Source organism: Silvibacterium bohemicum (assembly GCF_001006305.1).
Taxonomy (GTDB): domain Bacteria; phylum Acidobacteriota; class Terriglobia; order Terriglobales; family Acidobacteriaceae; genus Silvibacterium; species Silvibacterium bohemicum.
In genome coordinates this window covers 145,653-165,006 of record NZ_LBHJ01000012.1, presented here as the reverse complement: position 1 = coordinate 165,006, position 19,354 = coordinate 145,653, and the positions used below count along the sequence as shown (strand labels likewise).

At 59.1% G+C, this 19,354-nt stretch carries 14 protein-coding genes; 7 read left to right on the top strand and 7 right to left on the bottom strand.

Going from position 1 to position 19,354, the window contains the following annotated elements; translation table 11 throughout:
• The first annotated feature begins 34 nt into the window (after nt 1-34).
• A complete protein-coding gene (locus XX99_RS27760) occupies nt 35-1,234 on the top strand; it encodes a YXWGXW repeat-containing protein (RefSeq protein ID WP_050060623.1) in 1,200 nt (399 codons plus the stop codon).
• A 113-nt stretch (nt 1,235-1,347) separates the two neighbouring features.
• On the opposite strand, the gene XX99_RS17125 is transcribed toward XX99_RS27760, so the two are convergent.
• Complete coding sequence (locus XX99_RS17125; RefSeq protein ID WP_082125663.1) at nt 1,348-4,839, bottom strand: TonB-dependent receptor; 3,492 nt, start codon at nt 4,837-4,839, stop codon at nt 1,348-1,350.
• Between the two features lie 231 nt (nt 4,840-5,070).
• Between XX99_RS17125 and XX99_RS17120 the strand changes: the two genes are divergently transcribed.
• Nucleotides 5,071-6,513, top strand: a complete 1,443-nt coding sequence (locus XX99_RS17120; RefSeq protein ID WP_050060622.1) for a sensor histidine kinase — start codon at nt 5,071-5,073, stop codon at nt 6,511-6,513.
• Nucleotides 6,514-7,212 (top strand): response regulator transcription factor, encoded by a 699-nt coding sequence (locus XX99_RS17115; protein WP_050060621.1) that lies wholly within the window; start codon nt 6,514-6,516, stop codon nt 7,210-7,212. It abuts the gene before it with no gap.
• Nucleotides 7,213-7,366: 154 nt separating this feature from the next.
• On the opposite strand, the gene dnaN is transcribed toward XX99_RS17115, so the two are convergent.
• The 4 genes from dnaN to XX99_RS17095 all read right to left on the bottom strand — a co-directional run bounded on the left by dnaN (nt 7,367) and on the right by XX99_RS17095 (nt 11,692).
• The gene (dnaN, locus tag XX99_RS17110) at nt 7,367-8,488 is read right to left on the bottom strand and encodes a DNA polymerase III subunit beta (protein ID WP_156186086.1); all 1,122 of its coding nucleotides are present in this window, start codon (nt 8,486-8,488) and stop codon (nt 7,367-7,369) included.
• 991 nt (nt 8,489-9,479) lie between these two features.
• Complete coding sequence (locus XX99_RS17105; protein WP_050060619.1) at nt 9,480-10,787, bottom strand: NCS2 family permease; 1,308 nt, start codon at nt 10,785-10,787, stop codon at nt 9,480-9,482.
• Between the two features lie 84 nt (nt 10,788-10,871).
• Entirely contained in the window at nt 10,872-11,363 is a 492-nt protein-coding gene (locus XX99_RS17100) for an SRPBCC family protein (protein WP_050060618.1), read from the bottom strand.
• The gene (locus tag XX99_RS17095; protein ID WP_050060617.1) at nt 11,360-11,692 is read right to left on the bottom strand and encodes an ArsR/SmtB family transcription factor; all 333 of its coding nucleotides are present in this window, start codon (nt 11,690-11,692) and stop codon (nt 11,360-11,362) included. The genes XX99_RS17100 and XX99_RS17095 overlap by 4 nt, the downstream gene beginning before the upstream one ends.
• Before the next feature lie 306 nt (nt 11,693-11,998).
• Between XX99_RS17095 and XX99_RS17090 the strand changes: the two genes are divergently transcribed.
• From XX99_RS17090 to XX99_RS17075, 4 genes are all read left to right on the top strand, one after another.
• The gene (locus tag XX99_RS17090) at nt 11,999-12,475 is read left to right on the top strand and encodes a hypothetical protein (protein WP_050060616.1); all 477 of its coding nucleotides are present in this window, start codon (nt 11,999-12,001) and stop codon (nt 12,473-12,475) included.
• Nucleotides 12,476-12,656: 181 nt separating this feature from the next.
• A complete protein-coding gene (locus tag XX99_RS17085; protein ID WP_050060615.1) occupies nt 12,657-12,986 on the top strand; it encodes a PadR family transcriptional regulator in 330 nt (109 codons plus the stop codon).
• A gap of 213 nt (nt 12,987-13,199) precedes the next feature.
• Nucleotides 13,200-15,851, top strand: a complete 2,652-nt coding sequence (locus XX99_RS17080; RefSeq protein ID WP_231581454.1) for an ABC transporter permease — start codon at nt 13,200-13,202, stop codon at nt 15,849-15,851.
• 668 nt (nt 15,852-16,519) lie between these two features.
• Nucleotides 16,520-18,397 (top strand): 30S ribosomal protein S1, encoded by a 1,878-nt coding sequence (locus tag XX99_RS17075; protein WP_050060614.1) that lies wholly within the window; start codon nt 16,520-16,522, stop codon nt 18,395-18,397.
• A gap of 365 nt (nt 18,398-18,762) precedes the next feature.
• On the opposite strand, the gene XX99_RS17070 is transcribed toward XX99_RS17075, so the two are convergent.
• Nucleotides 18,763-19,110: a carboxypeptidase-like regulatory domain-containing protein gene (locus XX99_RS17070; protein ID WP_050060613.1), complete on the bottom strand. Its 348-nt coding sequence runs from the start codon at nt 19,108-19,110 to the stop codon at nt 18,763-18,765.
• Nucleotides 19,110-19,301, bottom strand: a complete 192-nt coding sequence (locus XX99_RS17065) for a hypothetical protein (RefSeq protein WP_050060612.1) — start codon at nt 19,299-19,301, stop codon at nt 19,110-19,112. Before XX99_RS17065 ends, XX99_RS17070 begins: the two co-directional genes overlap by 1 nt.
• Nucleotides 19,302-19,354 lie beyond the last annotated feature (53 nt).

Sequence of the window (19,354 nt, the reverse complement as noted above, 5' to 3'; positions counted from 1 at the left end):
GGGTAAGCGAAGGACGAGGCAAAAGGAAAGAACCATGAAGCTACCTCGCTTGTTCCGCATTCTGCTGTTCACGGTGATGCTCGCAGCGATACCCTGCGCATCCTATGGCCAATTTTCGATTGGCATCTCGATCAACGTCGCTCCTCCGGTGCTTCCGGTGTATGTGCAGCCGGTATGCCCGCAACCGAACTACATCTGGACGCCTGGCTACTGGTCCTATGACCCAGACTATGGCTATTACTGGGTGCCCGGAACCTGGGTAGAAGCTCCTCAGCCAGGGTATCTCTGGACGCCGGGATATTGGGGCTGGGGCGATGGCGGCGTGTATGTATGGAACGCCGGTTACTGGGGAACACACGTTGGCTTCTATGGCGGCGTGAATTACGGCTTCGGCTACGGCGGCAACGGTTTTGTGGGCGGCGAGTGGCGCGGCGGATCCTTCGCCTACAACACGGCGGTGATGAACGTGAATACGACGATCATTCACAACACGTACATCAACAAGACGGTGATCATCAACAACACCGTCGTCAACAATAGCCGGACCAGCTTCAACGGCGGCCCGCAGGGCATCCGGGCGCAGCCCACAGCACAGGAGCGTGGCTGGGCCAACGAGCGGCACATTCAACCGACCGCCGCACAGGTGCAGCATGTAAGCTTCGCGAAACAGGACCGCGCCAACTTTGCCTCAGTGAACCACGGTGCTCCGGCGCATGCGGCGCTCGCCAGACCTGCGACCTCACCGGCGGACTTCAGCCGCGCTGTACCGGCACGCGGCGCGAAGCCGGCGCCTTTCGTGAAGGCGACTCCGGAGACGCTGCCGAAGGCGGCAGCGCGCCCGGCTGCAAGACCTCAACCAGAAGGACGGCCTGCTTCCGGCAATAGGCCAGCGCCTGCGGCCAAGCCAACTCCTCAAACCAGGCCGGCTGCCGAAAACAGGCCTGCTCCGGAGAACAGACCGGCACCGGCAAACAGACCGGCACCGGCAGCAAGGCCAGCTCCGGCTGCGCGACCTGCTCCCGCGGAACGGCCTGCAGAAAATGCTCGTCCGGAAGCACGGCAGCAGCCCGCTGCCAGACCGGCTCCACAGACGCGTCCCGCTCCCGCGGCGAGACCGCAGGAGCAGGCTCGGCCGGCGGAGCGTCCTCAGCAGCAACAGCAGCATGTGCAGCCGAAACAGCAGTCGCGTCCCGAGCCCGAGAAGAGACCGGAGGGTGAGAAGAAGCCGGAGTAACTTAGGCAGAGAAAGCCTGGGCCGTGGGCCCAGGCTTTCTTTGTTTCTGGTCGCAGTGAGATACAACTTCATTAACTCTTTTGTTGCGATTTAAGTGCGGTGTTCTCGAAAGTCTAGAAATCCAGACGCAGGGCTACTTGCCCGGTTCGATTTCCAGCATTCTCCGCGGTCTGTGGGGCACTTAGAACTCCGAAGGTGGAAGTGTTATCGAGCTGAGTCGAAGGAGGAGCAAAGTTGGTGTGATTGATCACGTTGCTGAAGGTCGACTCGAAGCGCAGCCGAACTCCTTCCGTGACTTTGAACACCTTGCCCAGTCCCAGAGCGACAGCCTCTGTTCCCGGGCCTTGCAGTGAACCTACAGCGGCACTGCCGAAGCGGCCAGCTCCTGCAGGAGTGGGCTCGAAGGCGGCGGGATTGAAGTATTTCGCCCGCGATTGGCCACCATAGAGGTTGTTCGAAACCTGGTCTGGACGCAGGAATGCGCCGCGATTTACGACATTCGTATTGGACTGGTCGAAGGAATCGCTGATGCTTGGCGTCAGCCACGGTCCGGTTTCGAGCAGCGTCACATTGGTGAGCTCCCATCCTCCCAGCACGGCGTTTTTCCATCCACCCGTATTCAGGAAAGTGTGGCCTTCTCCAACAGGAATTTGATAAGTTCCCGAAAGCAGGAAGCGGTCGCGGCGGGTTCCTTCCACGTTTCCGTAATTGCTATGGACATGAAAACGGTCTGCGATCGGCAGGCCGTAGTTCACCTCGCCGGCGAATGCGGTTGGTGTGTCTCCCTGATTGTCCGCGAGGTTTTTCGCCAAGGTGTAGTTGGCGTCGAAATAGAGACCGTGGCCCATCTTATGAGTCTCTTCCAGTTCGAAGGCGTTGTAGGCCTGCGTGCCGGCGTTGAAGGTGCTGTAGAGCGTGAACCAGTTGGGATAGGGCGCACGGGGATCCACGTAAGGGCTGGCCGCGGTGGTCTGGTACGGCGTTGTGCTCGCCGGAATCTGGTTGAGGTCTTCGGTGATGTTCAGCCGATAAGTGTGCATGCCCACGTAGCTCGCGCGCACGCTGTCGCTACTGCCGATCTGCCGCTCTACGGTTAGGTTCCACTGGACCGATTGCGGATCGCGATAGTTTGGATCTACGCCTTGATCCAGTCCGCCTCCTCCATATTGCACGGTAGTGCTGGGGGGCGCCGTATTCGGAAATTGGATCAACGGCGTGCCGTTCGACGTCAGCGAGTTCGAATAGGTGTGCAGCGCGGAAGTGGGATTACCGCTGTTGTTGAAAGAAAGCGGGCCGAGATTGGTCATCGTGAAAATGCCGAAGCCGGCGCGGATGACTGTCTTCGTGTCATTAAAGGGGCGATAAGCCAACGAAATACGGGGCTGGAAATTTCCCTTGTAAGTGTTGCGCAGGCTCTGCGACAGATGATCCTGGCTCGCTGTGACGTAGTTTGTGCAAGGCAGAGCGGTGTTATTGAGATTGCATGCATTGAAGGACTGCTGAAAGGCGAGGTTGGAAGCCTGGATATTTTGTGCGGCCAGATACGACGAGAGCTCATCGGGCACCACGATCGAATTATTGCTCTGATCGAAGTTCGCCAGATTGCCGCCGTCTTCGTGGAATCCCGGGAGAATCTGCCAGCGCAGACCATAGTTCAGGGTGAGCTTGCTGGTTACCTGGTATTCATCTTGTGCGAACGCACTGTACTGCCATGCGGTGCCGCCGACATCCGGGCTGGAGACGGCGAAGAAGATATTCGTCGGTGTGCCCTCTAAAAAATCACCGAATGCGTTCCCTGTAAAGGTCGGATCGAAGGTGAATTGACCGAAGTCGTCCGATGGTTCAAAGGTCTCGATGTCGAAGTAGCGAACACGACGGATGTCGATGCCGCCTTTCAGCGTGTGACGTCCTACCGTGTAAGTGAAGTTATCGGTAAACTGTAGCGTCTTGGACTGCGTCACGCCTGTCTTGTCCCGGCCGATTGACGTGAAACCAGTACCGGAACTGAAGTTAAATGTGGGGAAGGCATGAGTCGTCGGATGTTGGCTGATGTTCACACCCGTCAGATCTAGTTGCGAGAGAGCCGCTGCACCTTCGATGGGAAAGTTCACACTGGTGATGACATTGGTAAAGCCGAAGCGGAACTCATTCAGCATGCGCGGGGTAATGGCGTAAGTATGCGAAACCAGAAAGCTGCGGTTATGCACACTGTCGGAATCATTCGGCAGCAGTGGATTCGCAACGTCTTCCGTAAGGTTCTTCCGGCTGAAGCGAGCATACGCCGACTGCTTGGCATTGATCGTCTCATCGATGCGAATATCGGCACCATCGGTACGCGCCGGAGTCGACTGAAAATTCTCATAGTTGAAGTTCGACTGACCTCCGATATTGGGCAGAGGATAATAAGCCAACAGAGCCTTCGCGGTAGGGCTGATATTCTGCTGCGGGATCGTCGGGCCGTTCAGCGCCGAAAGATCGCCGTTCCGTTCGGCCTGAGTGGGAACTAGAAATTGCTGCGCCACTGCCGTGGAACGACGGTTTCCTTCGTAGTCGAAAAAGAAAAAGGTCCGGTTCTTGCCATCGAAAAGATGAGGAATGACGAGCGGTCCGCCCATCGATCCGCCAAAGGTATTGAAGTGCTTAGGGGACTTTCCGGAGAAGCCGTATGGGCTTGCGTCGAGCACATCGTTTTGAAGGTACTCGAAGAGGCTGCCGTGAAAAGCATTGGTGCCGCTCTTGGTGGTGAAGGTGACGTCTCCGACCTGAGAAAATTCTGCACTGTTGTTGAATGATGTGACTCTTACTCCAGCAATGCCTTCCTGCGAGGGATAGGCATCCTGCAACGCGCCGTTCTGACGGACGTTTGCGGTTGAGACGCCGTCCACCGAGAAATTCACCATGGAGGAGCTTGCACCACCCAGCGCGATGTTGCCGGAGGAATCCTGCTGCACGTTCGGCGAAAGCAGCAGCGCGCCGAGCGGACTTGTCGTCGTAGCCCGATTGTTCAGAGGAAGCTGCGTGATCTGCTGGTTGTTCTTCGAGTCACCGAGCGTGCCGTTTTCTGTGTTGATCTGTTCGGTGTTGGCGACGACCTGAACCACCTCCGCCTGCGAGGCGACCGACATCGTCACCGGGATGCGCAGGTCCTGACGTGATTCGAGCGCTGCTCCCTCAACGACGGACTTGGTGAATCCGGAGTGCTCTACAGTGATCGAATAATGGCCGGCTTTGAGATTTTCGAAGAGGAATTCCCCGGCGTCGCTGGTCACGATGTTCCGGTCGAAGCTCTGGTCCAGCGAATGAACCGTGACCGACGCACCGGGAATCACCGCGCCCGATGCGTCCTGCACCGTGCCGCGAATGCTGCCGAAGGTAGACTGCGCATTTGCCATAACCGACGTCGCAACGAGGGTCAGCACCGCCAGGAATAAGTGACGCAGCAGATGTCCTGCGCGACGTTTGCGCGCAGGCTTGGCGTCAACGTTGCTTTGATCGTCCTGAACATTCTCGATGGATGCCAGAAGCAGAACGCGCTCCAGTTCGAGATGCAGGATTCTGTGCGCTACGGCCGAGGAAGTATGAAGTGTGGCCTTGGATGTACTCATATAATTTTGCCGTCCATTTCTCTCCGGTACTGTGACCGGCTGCTCTTAGCTGACGACAAAACCCGTGAGTGCCGCGTAAAACCCTGGAAATCCTTATGGATTCTTTATCGCGAACGGAACGCGAACAAAAGATTATTTGCGATTTCCGATTTTCATCGCAGGCAGTTACTTTCTTACGGACTATTTATGCCTTGAGACTTAAGCTCGGACATATCTTTAGGCCACCCAGCGATGAAACAGATACGAGAATCCCGGCGCACGATTCATTTCGTCGCCATTATTCTTCTCGTCGGCAGCATTACCTTCGCGGGATTCAGCCTCCATATCAATAGCTTCATCGCTGGATTCGTCTACCTCTTACCTGTTCTGCTTATCGCGTTTTTCTGGGGATTCTGGGAAGCTACGCTGGCATCGGTCTTGTGTGTCCTTTGTCTGGATTATTTTTTTACCGATCCGGTATTTGCCTTGTACATGGCGGACCCGCGGGATTGGGTCGCGATCAGTGCCTTTGAAACGGTCGCGCTGTTGGTCAGCAAGCTCGCGATGCAGGCAAAGAGCAGGGCTGCAGACGCCGAAGAACAGCGGACTCGACTTGAAAAGCTCTATCGCATCAGCAGAGACGCTCTTCTTTTCGATCAGCCGGAAGATTGCGGCGCACAACTCGTCGCCATCGCACGCGAGGTGCTCCAAGCCGACGGAGTTGCTCTTTGGGACGCGGCAGAGGACAAGATATGTATCTCCGGACAAGTTGCAGTCGAGACAAAGGAATTGCGCGCCACCTATGAACGTTCCGTCGACGAGGATGATGCAGCTCGTGGATTGTGGAAGCGTGCCGTTTGCTTAGGTCAGAAGCCTGTCGGAGTTCTTTGTGTTGCAGGCATAAAGATTGATTTGCCCATCTTAGATTCGATTGCCTCGCTCGCCGCCATCGCCATGGAGCGGGCGCGCAGCTTCGAAGAAAAGAGCACTGCAGAAGCGGCAAGACAAAGCGAGCAGCTTAGAACGGCTGTTCTCGACGCCCTGGCGCATGCCTTCAAAACACCACTGACGACGATTCGAAGCGCGAGCTCGGGCCTGCTGGAGATCGATGGATTGCACGGCTCACAAAAGGAGCTGGTGGAGTTGATCGATCAGGAGGCCGGACGACTGGCTGACCTCACTGCAAGGCTTCTTACCACTGCGAAGCTCGACGGCAGCACGCTGAAACTCCGCCGCGAGCAAGTGCAGTTGACGGAAATCGTTGAGAAATGCAGTCACGAATGCTCGAGCGCTCTAACCCGGCATGATCTCTACATTCGTGACATCCCGAAACAGAAGAAAGTCTGGGCCGATCCGCAACTCGTGAAGCTCGCTTTGAACCAGATGCTCGACAATGCGGCAAAGTATTCAAGCCCCGCATCCCGAATTTCCCTCGTCTTCCATGAGAATGCGGTCGAAACCGTCATCGGTGTCCACAATGAAGGCTCTTTCATACCATCTGAAGAGCGCCATCAGATCTTTACCCGCTTCTATCGCACCCCCGGGGCCGAACATAAGGCGCCTGGAACAGGAATCGGCCTTGCCGTAACCAAGAGGATCGCAGAAGCCCACGGTGGAACGGCTTGGGTCGAAAGCGAGCCCGGCTCCGGAACCACCTTCTTTCTCTCACTACCGCAGGGGCCCAAAGGGGAATGAATGAGCGAGCCACATGGTACAGTCCTGATCGTTGAAGATGATTTCTCCTTGCGCAGGTCGCTTCGGATTACGCTTGGCGCACTGGATTTCGAAATCCACGAAGCAGCCAACGGCGAAGAAGCGTTGACGCGGGTCACGATGCAGCCATACGACGCCGTGCTGCTCGATATCAACATGCCCGGTATGGGCGGCATTGAAGCCTGCATGCGGATACGACGCAACTTTCCGAGGCTGCCCATCCTGCTGCTGACAGTCCGCGACAGCGAAGACGACAAGGTCAACGCTCTCGATGCCGGCGCCGACGATTACATCACCAAGCCGTTCCAAACGCGCGAGCTTGCGGCTCGTATAAGGTCGGCGATCCGCCGCTTCCACGCGCCGGCAATACCGACCGAAGCACCTCTGACGATTGGAGACATCACGTTAGATCCCATGCGCCGCCGGGTGACGAAGGCGGACGCTGAAATTCGGCTCACCCCGCGTGAATTCAAGACCATCCATCTATTAATGGAAAACGCAGGAAAACCTATCACGCATGCACGCCTGCTTGCCGCCCTCTGGGGCCCGGGTTACGGAGACGAGCGAGAGTACCTGCGCGTGCTGGTGAGCAGCCTGCGCAAGAAGGTTGAAGTCAATCCTGCCAGCCCCGAATATCTGCTGACGGAAAGCTACATAGGCTATCGCTTTCGCGAGGCATAAACGCTGCAGATCGAATGCGACACAGAGTGGAGCAGGACTCCAATTCGCGCGCACTTTCGAGATATTTACGCGTAAGTGGCAAAACAAAAGCGGCCTTTCGGCCGCTTTTATCGTCTCTCTGCGGCGAAGCCGCGTGTGCCTGGACGGCGAGTCCTCAAATCCGCATGGGCATGATGATGTAGCGGTACTTGTATTCGTTGTCGGCGTCTTCGGGTCTTACCTGGCCTGCCGACTGGGCGTCTTTGAACTCGAGGCGGACTTCGCCGGAGTTTCCGATGGCCTTCAGGAATTCGATCAGGTAGGAGGAGTTGAATCCCACCACCAGGGGATCGAAGTTGTAGGGCGTCTCGATGATGTCCTCGGACTCGCCGGAGTCTGTGGAAGATGAGGAAATCTTCACTTCGTTCTGTTCGAGGCGCACCTTCACCGCTCCCGAGCGCTCGTCGGCGAACTGCGCGACGCGCTGGATGGAGCCCATCAGGTCTTCGCTGCGCACGATGACGAACTTGTTGTTCTCGCGCGGCATGACGGCTTCGTAGTTGGGGAATTGGCCGGTGAGCTTGCGGCTGGTGAGGATGCGATGTCCCACGCGGAAGAAGAGGGTGTGATCGTCCTCGGCGAACTCGATGGTTTCTGCGTCGGTATTCGAGAGCAGGGATTGCAGCTCGGAGAGCGCCTTGCGGGGGATGAGCGTTTTGCGCTCGCCGCTGACGTTCGAGAGCGTCTCGCCGGTCTTCTCGATATGCGCCAGGCGATGGCCGTCGGTGGCGACCATGGCCAGCGATTCGGCCTTGAGGATGAGCAGGGCGCCGTTCAGGGTGTAGCGCGACTCTTCGTTGGAGATGGCGAAGATGGTTTTCGAGATGCAGTTCTTAAGCGAGGCGGCGGGGATGCTGGTGACGCTGCTCTGCGGGAACTCGGGCACCTGGGGGAAGTTGGCGCGGGCCATGCCGACCATTTTCGTGTTGGAGCGGCCGGAGCGGATCTGGATCCAGTGGTTCTCCATGAGCTTGATGGAGATGTCGCCGTCGGGCAGCAGCTTGATGTAGTCGTAAAGCTTGCGCGCGGGGATGGTGGAGGAGCCGGGCTTCTTGACCTTGGCGGCGCAGGAGGTCTTGATGCTCTGGTCGAGATCGGTGGCGGTGATGGTGATGCGGTCGTCCTCGGCTTCGATGAGGAAGTTGGAGAGGATGGGGATGGTGGTCTTACGCTCGACGACGCTCTGCGTGGCGGTGAGCTCGCGCAGGAGATCCTGACGGCTGATGCTGATTTCCATGTTGGCACCCTGGCTGGCAGCCGGTGTGGATTTTTCCAACTCGATTCCTAACCCTGTCGTTGCGCCTGACATGCCGGACCCCCAATGCGATTTCGCCCACTGTACACCAGCCCAGCCCAAAGTTCGAAGCGGTGCATGCAGATAGACTCGTCTCCGCTTCATTCTAGTAACAAACAGATGTTTTGTGTTCTCTGGAAAACTCGCTTTTTGATAGGAAATACGCGGCCGGAACGTGAAGCGGCTGTTTGGGCCGGACGCGCCGGTCACGCCTCCCCGGAGAGCGGGCGCTGGTACTGCTACTAAGAAGCTTTTAAAGGGTGTATTTACCCAGCAGCAGTAACCGTTTGGCTCGGAAAAGTGGAAAGGTGGACGGAAACTGCTCAGGGCGCGGCTTCCAGGCATGGTCCAGTTTTAGAAAAGTGGTCCCGAAAAAAATCAAAAGCGGGAAGAGTGGGTGGAAGACCCAAACACCCTACCCGGCTTCTCCTGCTTCTGCACAGGGGGTCCGAAAAGGGATGTGGAAAGCGTGGCGGATTACGTGGAAAGCGGGTTCCCGTACAGGCAGGGGTGGGGTCTGGGAAGAACCGGCTTTCAACAGAGATCCGGTTGTCCGCAGTTTGCACAGGGGAACGGATAGGTGGGGAAAAGGTGGGTGGAATTGGCTTGGGGCTGGACGTCCGGGCGATCGCGCCTTCGGCGCTGGGTGGTGATTTTTTTTAATTATTTTGTGGTGGGGAGTTCGGTTCGGGTATGAAGGGGCTCTTTTTTCTGGGTTCGTTTCCTGGACTGGCGTTCGGGGCTGACGAGATTTGTGGTCTCCCACATCTCAAAATCGAGATGTGGGGCACCCGGTTTTGTTTGGGGATGGGGACTGCAGGTCCCTCGGCTCGCGGTGCTCGCTCGGGATGACAATTTCTAAAATTTTCGACGGCGAGAGAGACGGTTGAGACCGATCGTTGAGGCTGCTTGTGGACACAAACGGCGACCGCGGTCAGGCGTTGGAGACGTAGATGAAGCGTGCGAGGAAGAGTATGGCGAGCAGGTAGAGGAGCCAGTCTTCGCGGCGGAATTTTCCTGACAGAATGTGCACCGCGGCGTAGGCGATGACGCCGAAGCCGAGTCCGTTGGCGATGGAGGCGCTGAGCGGGATCATGATCAGGGTGAGGAAGGCGGGGATGGCGGAGAGCGGCTCGGTCCAGGGGATCTCGGTGATGGTGGTGAGCATGAGGCTGCCCACGATGATGAGCGCGGGGGCGGTTGCGGCGGTGGGAACGATGCCGACCAGCGGCGCGGCGAAGAGGGCGATGACGAAGCAGATGCCGGTGACGATGGCGGTGATTCCGGAGCGGCCGCCGGCGGCGACGCCGGCGCTGGATTCGACATAACTCGTGACCGTCGATGTGCCGGTGAGCGAGCCGAGGATGGTCGCGGCCGCGTCGGCGAAGAGGATGCTGTTGAGGCGCGGGATATTGCCATCCGGGGCGATGAGGTCGGCTTTCTTGGCGACGGCGACCAGGGTTCCGAGGTTGTCAAAGAGATCGACGAAGAAGAAGACGAAGATGATTTCTAGCAAGCCGACGTGGATCGCCGATTTGATGTCGAGGCGGAAGGCAGTCTGGGTGAGGGCGGCGATGCTGTAGGACGAGACCTTCCAGTGGACGAGGCCGAAGGGGATGGCGGCGAGCGTGATGGCGATGACGCCGATGAGAATGGCTCCGCGCACGCGCCACACCTGCAGGGTGGCGATGACGATGACGCCGAGGAGCGCGAGGGCGGTCTGCGGCGCGCGCACGTTGCCGAGGGTGATGAGCGTGGCCGGGTGCGGGACGATGATGCCGGCGTTGTGCAATCCGATGAAGGCGATGAAGAGGCCGATGCCTCCGGCGACGGCGGCGTAAAGCTCGTGCGGGATGCTGCGCAGGATGAGCTGGCGGATGCCGCAGGCGGTGAGCAGCAGGAAGGCGATACCGGAGATGAAGACCGCGCCGAGCGCCGTCTGCCAGGGGATGCCCATCTTCATGACCACGGTGTAGGTGAAGTAGGCGTTGAGTCCCATGCCCGGCGCGAGCGCGATGGGATAGCGGGCGATGACGCCCATGAGCATGCATCCGAAGGCTGCGGAGAGGCAGGTCGCAGCCGTCACGGCGGGCAGCGGGATACCGGCCTGGGCCAGGATGGCCGGGTTCACCAGGATGATATAGGCCATGGTGACGAAGGTGGTGATGCCGGCGAAGAACTCGGTGCGCCAGTTGGTATTGAGTTTTTGGAATTCGAAGTAGCGTTCGAGGAATGAGCGCATGTGAGGTTCATCAAAACACAGGAGCGGGGATTTCCAAACGGACTTCTTTGAAAATCCCCGCCCTGCGTGGCGCTCTGCCGTCGATTACTTCTTGAGGAAGTTTTCGAGGCTGGTCAGGCAGCCTTCCCAGCCGCGGTTGTGCTGGTTCATGACTTCGGCCGAAGCGAAGTTTTCGTGCGTGATGGTGACTTCGGTTCCGCCGGGCGCGTCCTTGAACTCGACGGTGACCAGTGTGTGCTCATCGGGGAAGTTCGATCCTTGCCAGGTGTAGGAGATGCGCTCGTCCGGCACTACGTCTTTGTAAACACCGGTGACGTTGACGGCGGACGGAACCTGGGGCGCATGCACATCGGCATCACACGGCAGGCCGAAGAATTCGAAGCGGTATTCGCCGCCGGGCCGCGGGTCGGCAGTGATGCTGGAGATGGTCTTCCCGGGTGCGAACCACTGCGTGATGAGCTCGGGACGAGTCCATGCCTGATAGACGCGGCTGCGCTCGGCGTGGATGATGCGGCTGACCTGCAGGGTGAGATCGGAGCGGGATTTCTGCTGGTCGAGGACGGTGGTTTCGGTCATTTTTTTTCTCCTTGGAAGTGGCGCTCGAGAGCGTCGAGTTGGGTGTTCCAGAATTTTTCGTAGTAAGCCAGCCATTGTTCGGCGGGCTTGAGGGCGGCGGGTTTGAGGCGGACGATCTGAAAGCTTCCCCGGCGCTCGCGCGCGATGAGGTCGGCGCTTTCGAGCACCTTCAGGTGCTTGGAGACGGCGGCCAGGGAGATGGCGTAGGGGCGGGCGATCTCGGTGACCGTCTTTTCGCGGCTGGCGACGTCGCGGAGGATGGATCTTCGTGTGGAGTCGGAGAGGGCGTGGAAGATGGAATCCAGACGGAGGGCGGAAGAGTTAACCATTTGGTTGAATCATGCGCCTGGGGTTGGAGTTTGTCAACCATTTGGTTAAATGATTTTTTTTGGGGTTCTCGGGTAGAGCTTTGCGGGGTTTTGATTCTTCGCGATGGCGTTGTGGCGGGATGCACGGCCCGGGGCTGAAGCCCGTGTTTGGACGGGCAGTGCTCAGGGGCCTGAAGGCCCCTGCTCCCTCCTGGACGGGCCGTCCGGCGATTGCAGCTTCAGCGCCTGTTTGGTTGGCAATCGGGACTGTTTGTGGAATCCCCATCTCAAAAAGAGAGATGTGGGGCACCCGGTTAAACTGTGCCCATGGAAATCAAGGTCCGTTTACAGCTACTTAACAGCGAAGACAGCAACGGTGTGAAGCTCTGGACTATTGCGGAAGATGGCTCTGGCCGCAGATGGTTCAAGCGGTACGAGAACGCCGACATCGCGATCGGGGATGCGGAGAAGATGGGTTTGGTGGAAGACACGCAAGTCTCGAATTCTGGCTCACGTTACGCCCTGAACGTCCGCAGAAAACTCTATAGCCGATTGGAAATGGCTGAAGAAGCTTTGGCTATCCATTGGCATTCAGCAGCGCCGGCTGTGAGTGAGGAGTTCATAGCTAAGGTTCTCAAGTTGCTTCCAGATCACTCTACGATGGAGGAACTGAAGCAAGCAGGCGACCTGAAAGACCTACCTACCGATGACATTCGCGGTGCGCTTCGCATCTTGGGAGAGCGGGGACTGGTGAAGTCGGAAGAGCTATTTGGCCGTGACATTCAGCCGCAAGATGAGGTATGAAGTCCACCCACCCGTCTTCTAGGATCCGCGACATGCGTTCGAAACATCCATATCAACAGACAGCGGTCGGCTTGATACCGACATGTCGACGGTCCTTCGCAAATCGAACATTCCACCTCGGTCCGCCGCATACTTTCCGATACCTTGACTATCTACAATCGGAGGTGTAGATAGTCATAGTATGGGAAAACCGAGCGACCTGGTGCAGGGCACCCTGGACCTTTTGATTTTGAAGACGCTCTCGCCAGAGGCCAAGCATGGGTGGGCCATTGCCAAGCGCATCCAGCAGATATCGGGCGAGGTGCTGCAGGTGCAGCAGGGGTCGCTGTATCCGGCGCTGCATCGTTTGGAGCAGCAGGGATGGATCAAGGCCAAGTGGGCGGAGAGCGAAACCGGGCGGCAAGCGAAGTTCTACTCGCTGACTGCGGCCGGGCGTACGCAGCTCGAGAAAGAGACGGAGAGCTGGAAGCGGCTTTCGGGAGCGATCAATTTGATCGTGCAGGAGGGCTAGTATGCGCGCTCTGCGATCCGCGCCTTCGCACAGAGGCGTTTTGGGGGTTTGGGTCTCCCACCCTTCGCGATGGTGCCGCGAAGGATGGGGCACCCTGGGTTCGATAGAACTCACATCTCAGAAGCGAGATGTGGGGCAGGACTAGCCGTCCAGGTGATTGCGCCTTCGGCGCCTGTTGCGGCGTTGCAAGGCATTTTTGTTACGGGGGACGCGATGCGCTGGTTTCATCAGTTGGGCATGAGGGTCTGGATGCTGGTGGGCCGCGGGCGTGCCGGGGCTCAGCTGGATAGCGAGCTGCAGTTTCATCTGGAGCAGCAGATGGCTGAGAACCGGGCTGCGGGGATGAGCGCGGAAGAGGCTCGGCAGGCGGCGCTGCGTGTGTTCGGGAATCCTGCGGCGCTGCGCGATCAGGCGCGGGAGACGTGGAGCTGGCAGTGGCTGGAGCAGCTGTTGCGCGATGTGCGGCTGAGCACGCGGTCGCTGCTGCGCACACCGGGGTTTTCTCTTGTCGCGATCGCCGTGCTGGCGCTGGGCATTGGAGCGAATGTCGCGCTGTTCACGCTGGTGCATTCGGTGCTGCTGAAGCCGCTTCCCTTTCCCGAGCCCGACCGGCTGGTGCGGATCTTCGAAGCCGACGCACGCGGCCGCTTCAAGGACAACATCGTTGCCGGGGGCGATTTCGCCGATTGGCAGGTGCGATCGCAAAGCTTCGAGCAGATGGCGATCAAGCGGTGGCAGCATCACAGCCTTTCGGGCACGCAGGGCCAGCTGCCGGAGATTGTCGAAGGACAGACGGCGTCGTGGAATCTCTTTTCCATCCTCGGAGTGAAGCCGGCGCTGGGGCGATTCTTCTCGCCCTCCGACGATCGTCCGCAGGCCGCGGCGACGGTCGTGCTGAGCCAGTCTCTGTGGAAGAGGCGGTATGGCGGCGACCCGGCGATCATCGGCCGGACGATTCTGCTGGATGCCAATCCCTATACCGTCATCGGCGTTCTGCCGGCGTGGTTCACCTATCCTGACAGCCGCGTGCAGCTTTGGACGGCGCTTTATCACGAGAAATCGCCGTTGATCATGACCGCGCACGAGGCGCACAACTTCGACGTGGTGGCGCGGCTCAAGCCGGGTGTTTCCATGGAGCAGGCGACGGCCGAGGTGAGCGGCATCCAGGCGCAGATACGGCGGCAGTTCCCCAGTGGGCCGGTGAACGATGCGGTGAATCTCAGGCCGATCCTGGATGCGGAGGTGCATGGCGTCAAGGAGGGCTTTTACGCGTTGCTGGCGGCGACCGGATGCCTGCTGCTGATCGCCTGCCTCAATATCGCGAATCTGCTCGTGGCGCGGGCGGCGGCGAGACAGAAGGAGATGGCGATTCGCACGGCGCTGGGCGGATCGCGCGGACGGCTGGTGCGCGCGCAGGTGATGGAGAGCGTCGTGCTGGCGGTCGCTGGAGGCGTTGCCGGAGTGGCGCTCGCGTATGCGGCGCTGCAATGGTTTGTTTCGACGCGCCCGGAGATTCCGCGCCTCGATGCCATTCATCTCGACGGAATGACGATGGCGTTTGCTGGCGCCGCGATGCTGGTCTGCGGTTTGGTCGCGGGGGTGATTCCGGCTCTTTCTTCGAGCGACCGGCATGTTCTCGAGGCGCTGCAGGAGTCGGCGCGCTCGCATGGCGGCAGCCACGGCAAGGTGCGTCTGCGGCGAGCGCTGCTGGCGCTGGAAGTGGGGCTTACGGTAGTGCTGCTGGTGGGCGCGGGGCTGCTGCTCAAGACGTATCACCGGCTGCGCTCGGTGGATATGGGCGCGAACGTGGAGAGTGTGCTCACCATGACTCTCGATCTGCCCAAGGGCAGCTATAAGGACGCTCCGGGGATCGTCTCTTTTTATGAACGGCTGCTGGAGCAGGTGCGGAGCCTGCCGGGTGTGCGCGGCGCGGGCCTGAGCACGACTCTGCCGGGCGAGGGCCACCATCGCGACGATACCTTCACCATCGCCGAGCATCCGCCGCTGCCTACGGGGCAGCTGCTGGATGCCTCGACGTACTTTGCCGATCCGGACTACTTCAAGACCATGCAGATCCCGCTGATCCGAGGCCGGGTGTTTGTCAATGACGAGCGGCTGGAGCGGGCGAAGACGGTGGTGATCAGCCAGACGCTGGCGCATACGTATTTTCCGGGCGAAGACCCGATTGGCAGACACATTGTTATTAGCGTGGTCGATCCCGAGGCTCGCAGCTACGAGATTGTAGGGGTGGTGGGAGATACGCGCGAAGATCCGGCTGCGCCCGTGGCTCCTGCGTTCTATTTCCCCTTCCTGGGCGGTTCGGAGCGTACGGTCAGCCTGGTGGTGCGGACGGCGACTGATCCGCTGAGCCTGGCGCTGCCGATTCAGCGGCTGATTTCGGGCATGGACCGAAACCTGTCTGTGGCGGATGTGCTCACGATGGAGCAGGTGGCGACGCGCTCGCTGGCCGACACCAGCCTGGATGCGATGCTGCTGACCGGTTTCGGCGGGCTTTCCCTGCTGCTGGCGGCGGTGGGGCTGTTCGGGGTGCTGTCCTACATGGTGGCGCAGCGGACGACGGAGATCGGAGTCCGCATTGCGCTCGGCGCGCGGCGGGATCAGGTGGTGCGGCAGTTTTTGGGGGACGGGCTGAAGCCGGCCGTTTATGGGTTGGGGATCGGTCTGGCGGCGAGCGCGGTGGTGACGCGGCTGCTTCGTTCGTTGTTGTATATGACGCAGGCTTTAGATCCGATGGTGCTGGTGACGGTGAGCCTTACGCTGCTGGTGGTTGCGGCTCTGGCTTGCATTTTGCCAGCGTGGCAGGCGTCTCGGCTGGATCCTATGCAGGCTTTGCGGCGGGAGTAGGTGGAATCCCACATCTCAAGGGCGAGATGTGGGGCACCCGGTTTTGTTTGGGGGATGGGGACTGCAGGTCCCTCGGCTCGCGGTGCTCGCTCGGGATGACAAGTCCGGAAGTCTGGGATCCGGAGGTCTGGGATCCGGAGGTCTGGGATCCGGGACTATGGGATTCGGAACTCTGGGTTGGCGAAGTTGGGTTACTGGCGGGGTGCTGCTTCTTCTGGGATGGGTTACTGGGGACGTGTCCTGCGATTGGTTGGTGTGGACTTTGTGTTAAGAGTTGGTTGCGATTGGCCTTATCACCCCCTGGTGCAATTGACACGTGCCATTCGCGAGTCCTATAGTTGGAATGTAGCTTTTCGCGCGGGATTCAAGCGACTGGCTACGATCGCCGCTCCTAATCATTCCCTGCCTGCCGGATGCTCCGCACGGAGACCGATGTTGTGCCGGGCCACTACTATCTGGCCACACTCACCGTCTCCCGTCCTAGCGCCTGCGTGGCTACAGGAAAAACAGGACCTCGATCCCCGAATCTTCGCGGATCAGCCGGGAATCTAAGCTACCAGCGAAGAGATCTGCAGCGATATCGACTGCGCCTGTCCAGCCGTCGATGGCTAGCGTTTGCAGGGCGGCAACGCGGGAACCGCCGACCCAGAATCCCGGAGCTGGCAGTTATGGCAGACGTCCTTAATCCTGAACAAGTCGAGAGCAATCCTCTGAACACCGAACTGGAAACCCCAACGCTAGAAGCCGCGGCGGATCACGTAGATTCGTCGATCGAAACCACCCCTAACCTGGAGACCCCGTCCCCAGAGCCCATCGAAGCTGTGTCCACGCAAAGCGAGTCGACTGAGTCCACCGACGAAATCGATTTCGGCAGCATGGAAGACTTCGCCGCCGCGCTCGAGTCGTTCGATCGAGAACAGGCAGCCGAAGCCGCAGCACAGGCCTTCGACGATACCACTGTCGTGTCTGGAACCGTGATCAAACTCACGGACAAGCACGTGGTGGTCGACGTAGGCATGAAATCCGAGGGCCTGATTCCGCTCGAGCAGGTGCTCGATCATACGGGACAGCCGAAGCTGAAGGCGGGCGACACCGTGGAAGTGGTGGTCGAGCGCGAAGAGGCCGAGGGCGGCTATCTGCTGAGCTATGAAAAAGCCCAGCGGCACCGCGTTTGGGATGTGATCGAGAAGGCAGCGAACGAGAAGACTCCGGTGATCGGAACGGTTCTCGGCCGGGTCAAGGGCGGGCTTACCGTCGACATCGGCATCAAGGCATTCCTGCCTGGCTCGCAGCTGGAGATTCGCCCGGTGCGCAATCTCGACGCTTATATCGGCCAGCCAATTGAAGTTCGCGTCATCAAGCTGAACAAGAAGCGCGGCAACGTGGTCGTCTCCCGCAAGGAAATCCTTGAGGAAGAGCAGACCGCGAAGCGTTCGACGACTCTTGAGCACCTGGAAGAGGGCAGCATCCTGACCGGTACGGTCAAGAACCTCACCGACTACGGCGCATTTGTGGATCTGGGCGGCATCGATGGCCTGCTGCACATCACCGATATGTCCTGGGGACGCCTGACTCACCCGCGCGACCTGGTCAATGTCGCCGATGAGATCCAGGTCAAGGTGCTGAAGTTCGACAAAGATAAGCAGCGGGTTTCGCTGGGCTTCAAGCAGCTCACGCCCGATCCGTGGCTCGATGCGGTCGAGCGTTATCCGATCGGCGCCCGGGTTCGCGGCCGCGTCCTGTCGGTGACCGACTATGGCTCGTTCGTCGAGCTGGAGCAGGGCATCGAAGGCCTGGTGCACGTCTCGGAGATGACCTGGTCGAAGCGGATGAAGCATCCCTCGAAGCTGGTCAAGCCAGGCGATGAAGTGGAGACGGTCGTTCTCAGCGTCAATCCTTCGGACCGCCGCATCTCGCTGGGCATGAAGCAGCTCCAGGAAAATCCCTGGGAGCACCTCTCGGCCCGCTATCCGACCGGCACCAACGTCGAAGGTCGCGTACGCAACCTGACCGACTTCGGCGCCTTCATCGAGATCGAAGACGGCATCGATGGACTGGTTCACGTCAGCAACCTGAGCTGGACCAAGCGGGTGAAGCATCCTTCCGAAGTTCTGAAGAAGGGTGAGAAGGTCAAGGCTGTCGTTCTCGGCGTCGAGCCGGAGAACCGCCGCCTGTCGCTCGGCATCAAGCAGCTTCAGCCGGATGTCTGGGATACGTTCTTTGCCCAGCACCGGGTTGGCGATGTGGTCCACGGCAAGGTTCTGCGGACGGCCCAGTTCGGCGCCTTCGTAGAGATCGCCGAGGGTGTCGAGGGTCTGTGCCACGTCTCCGAAGCGACGGATGGAACCGGCGCGCCGGCCAAGCTGGAGCAGGGCCAGGAGCATGACTTCAAGATCATCAAGATGAACCAGGAAGAGAAGAAGGTCGGTCTGAGCCTGCGTGCAGTGGGCGAGGAGGCCAGCCGTGCGGATGTCGAAGCCTACAAGGCTCCGGTATCGAGCTCGACGACGACTCTGGGCGATCTGATGAACTGGAAAAGACAATAAGCAGGGTATAGGGATTAGGGGGGAGGGTACAGAAGAGCCCTTCCTTCTCCGGCCTGCTGAATATGCAAGATAGAGAGAGCCGCCTTCCTTTGGGGAGGTGGCTCTTTTTTTAAGGCAGGGTTTAGGGCGTGGGATACAGGGCGTAGAAGGAGCTGCCTTCCTCCGAAAGGAAGGCCTTTTCTCTTAGACAAGTTTGTTGATTCTTAGGTGGCTGTTTCAGGCACGGGATTGCTCTTTTGGGAATGAAGAGCTTAGGAAATAAGACCGGAAATGAAAGCGCAGAGGGGAGTGGGAAGAGGAGCGCAGAGGCGCGGTTTTCTACAACCTGAACCCTATCCCCTGCACCCTATTCGCTATCCCCTGCTCTATTTATCTGCCTTGATGTGGAAGTCGATGACTATGGTCTTGCGGGAATCGAAGGAGCTTACCGTTTTGGCGCCGCTTTTCGTGTTCTTGTATTGCGACCAGACCTGGTAGTCGATATCGGGCGAGATCTGTCCGAAGCGGTAGCTGCCGTCATCAGTGGCGATGAAGCTGCGAATGCTATTGTCTTTCGAAGACTGCAGGTAGACGATGGCGCTGGCCAGCGGCGCTTCGCCATTGCCCAGCACCTTGCCTTCCAGCACCTTCAGTGCCCGGGTTTGCGCCATCATGGCGCCAGCGCTTACGAGAAGAAAAACGGCCAGGCATGAAGCAGCGAGAAGCTTCCGCATTATTCCTCTTCCTCGTCGGCCGGCTCCGCGTCTTCATCGTCATAGTCTTCGTCGACCTTGGCGATCTCCAGCGGATCGGTGGTCACGACTTCATATTCTGTTCCGCATTCGTCGCAGACGATGACATCGCCTTCGTCTACTTCGTCTTCATCGAAATCAAGCGCGGTCTCACATTCGGTGCAAATAGGCATAAGGTTCTCCAAGGAAATGAATTATCAGGATAGCGTTTCAACGGCGACTTGGT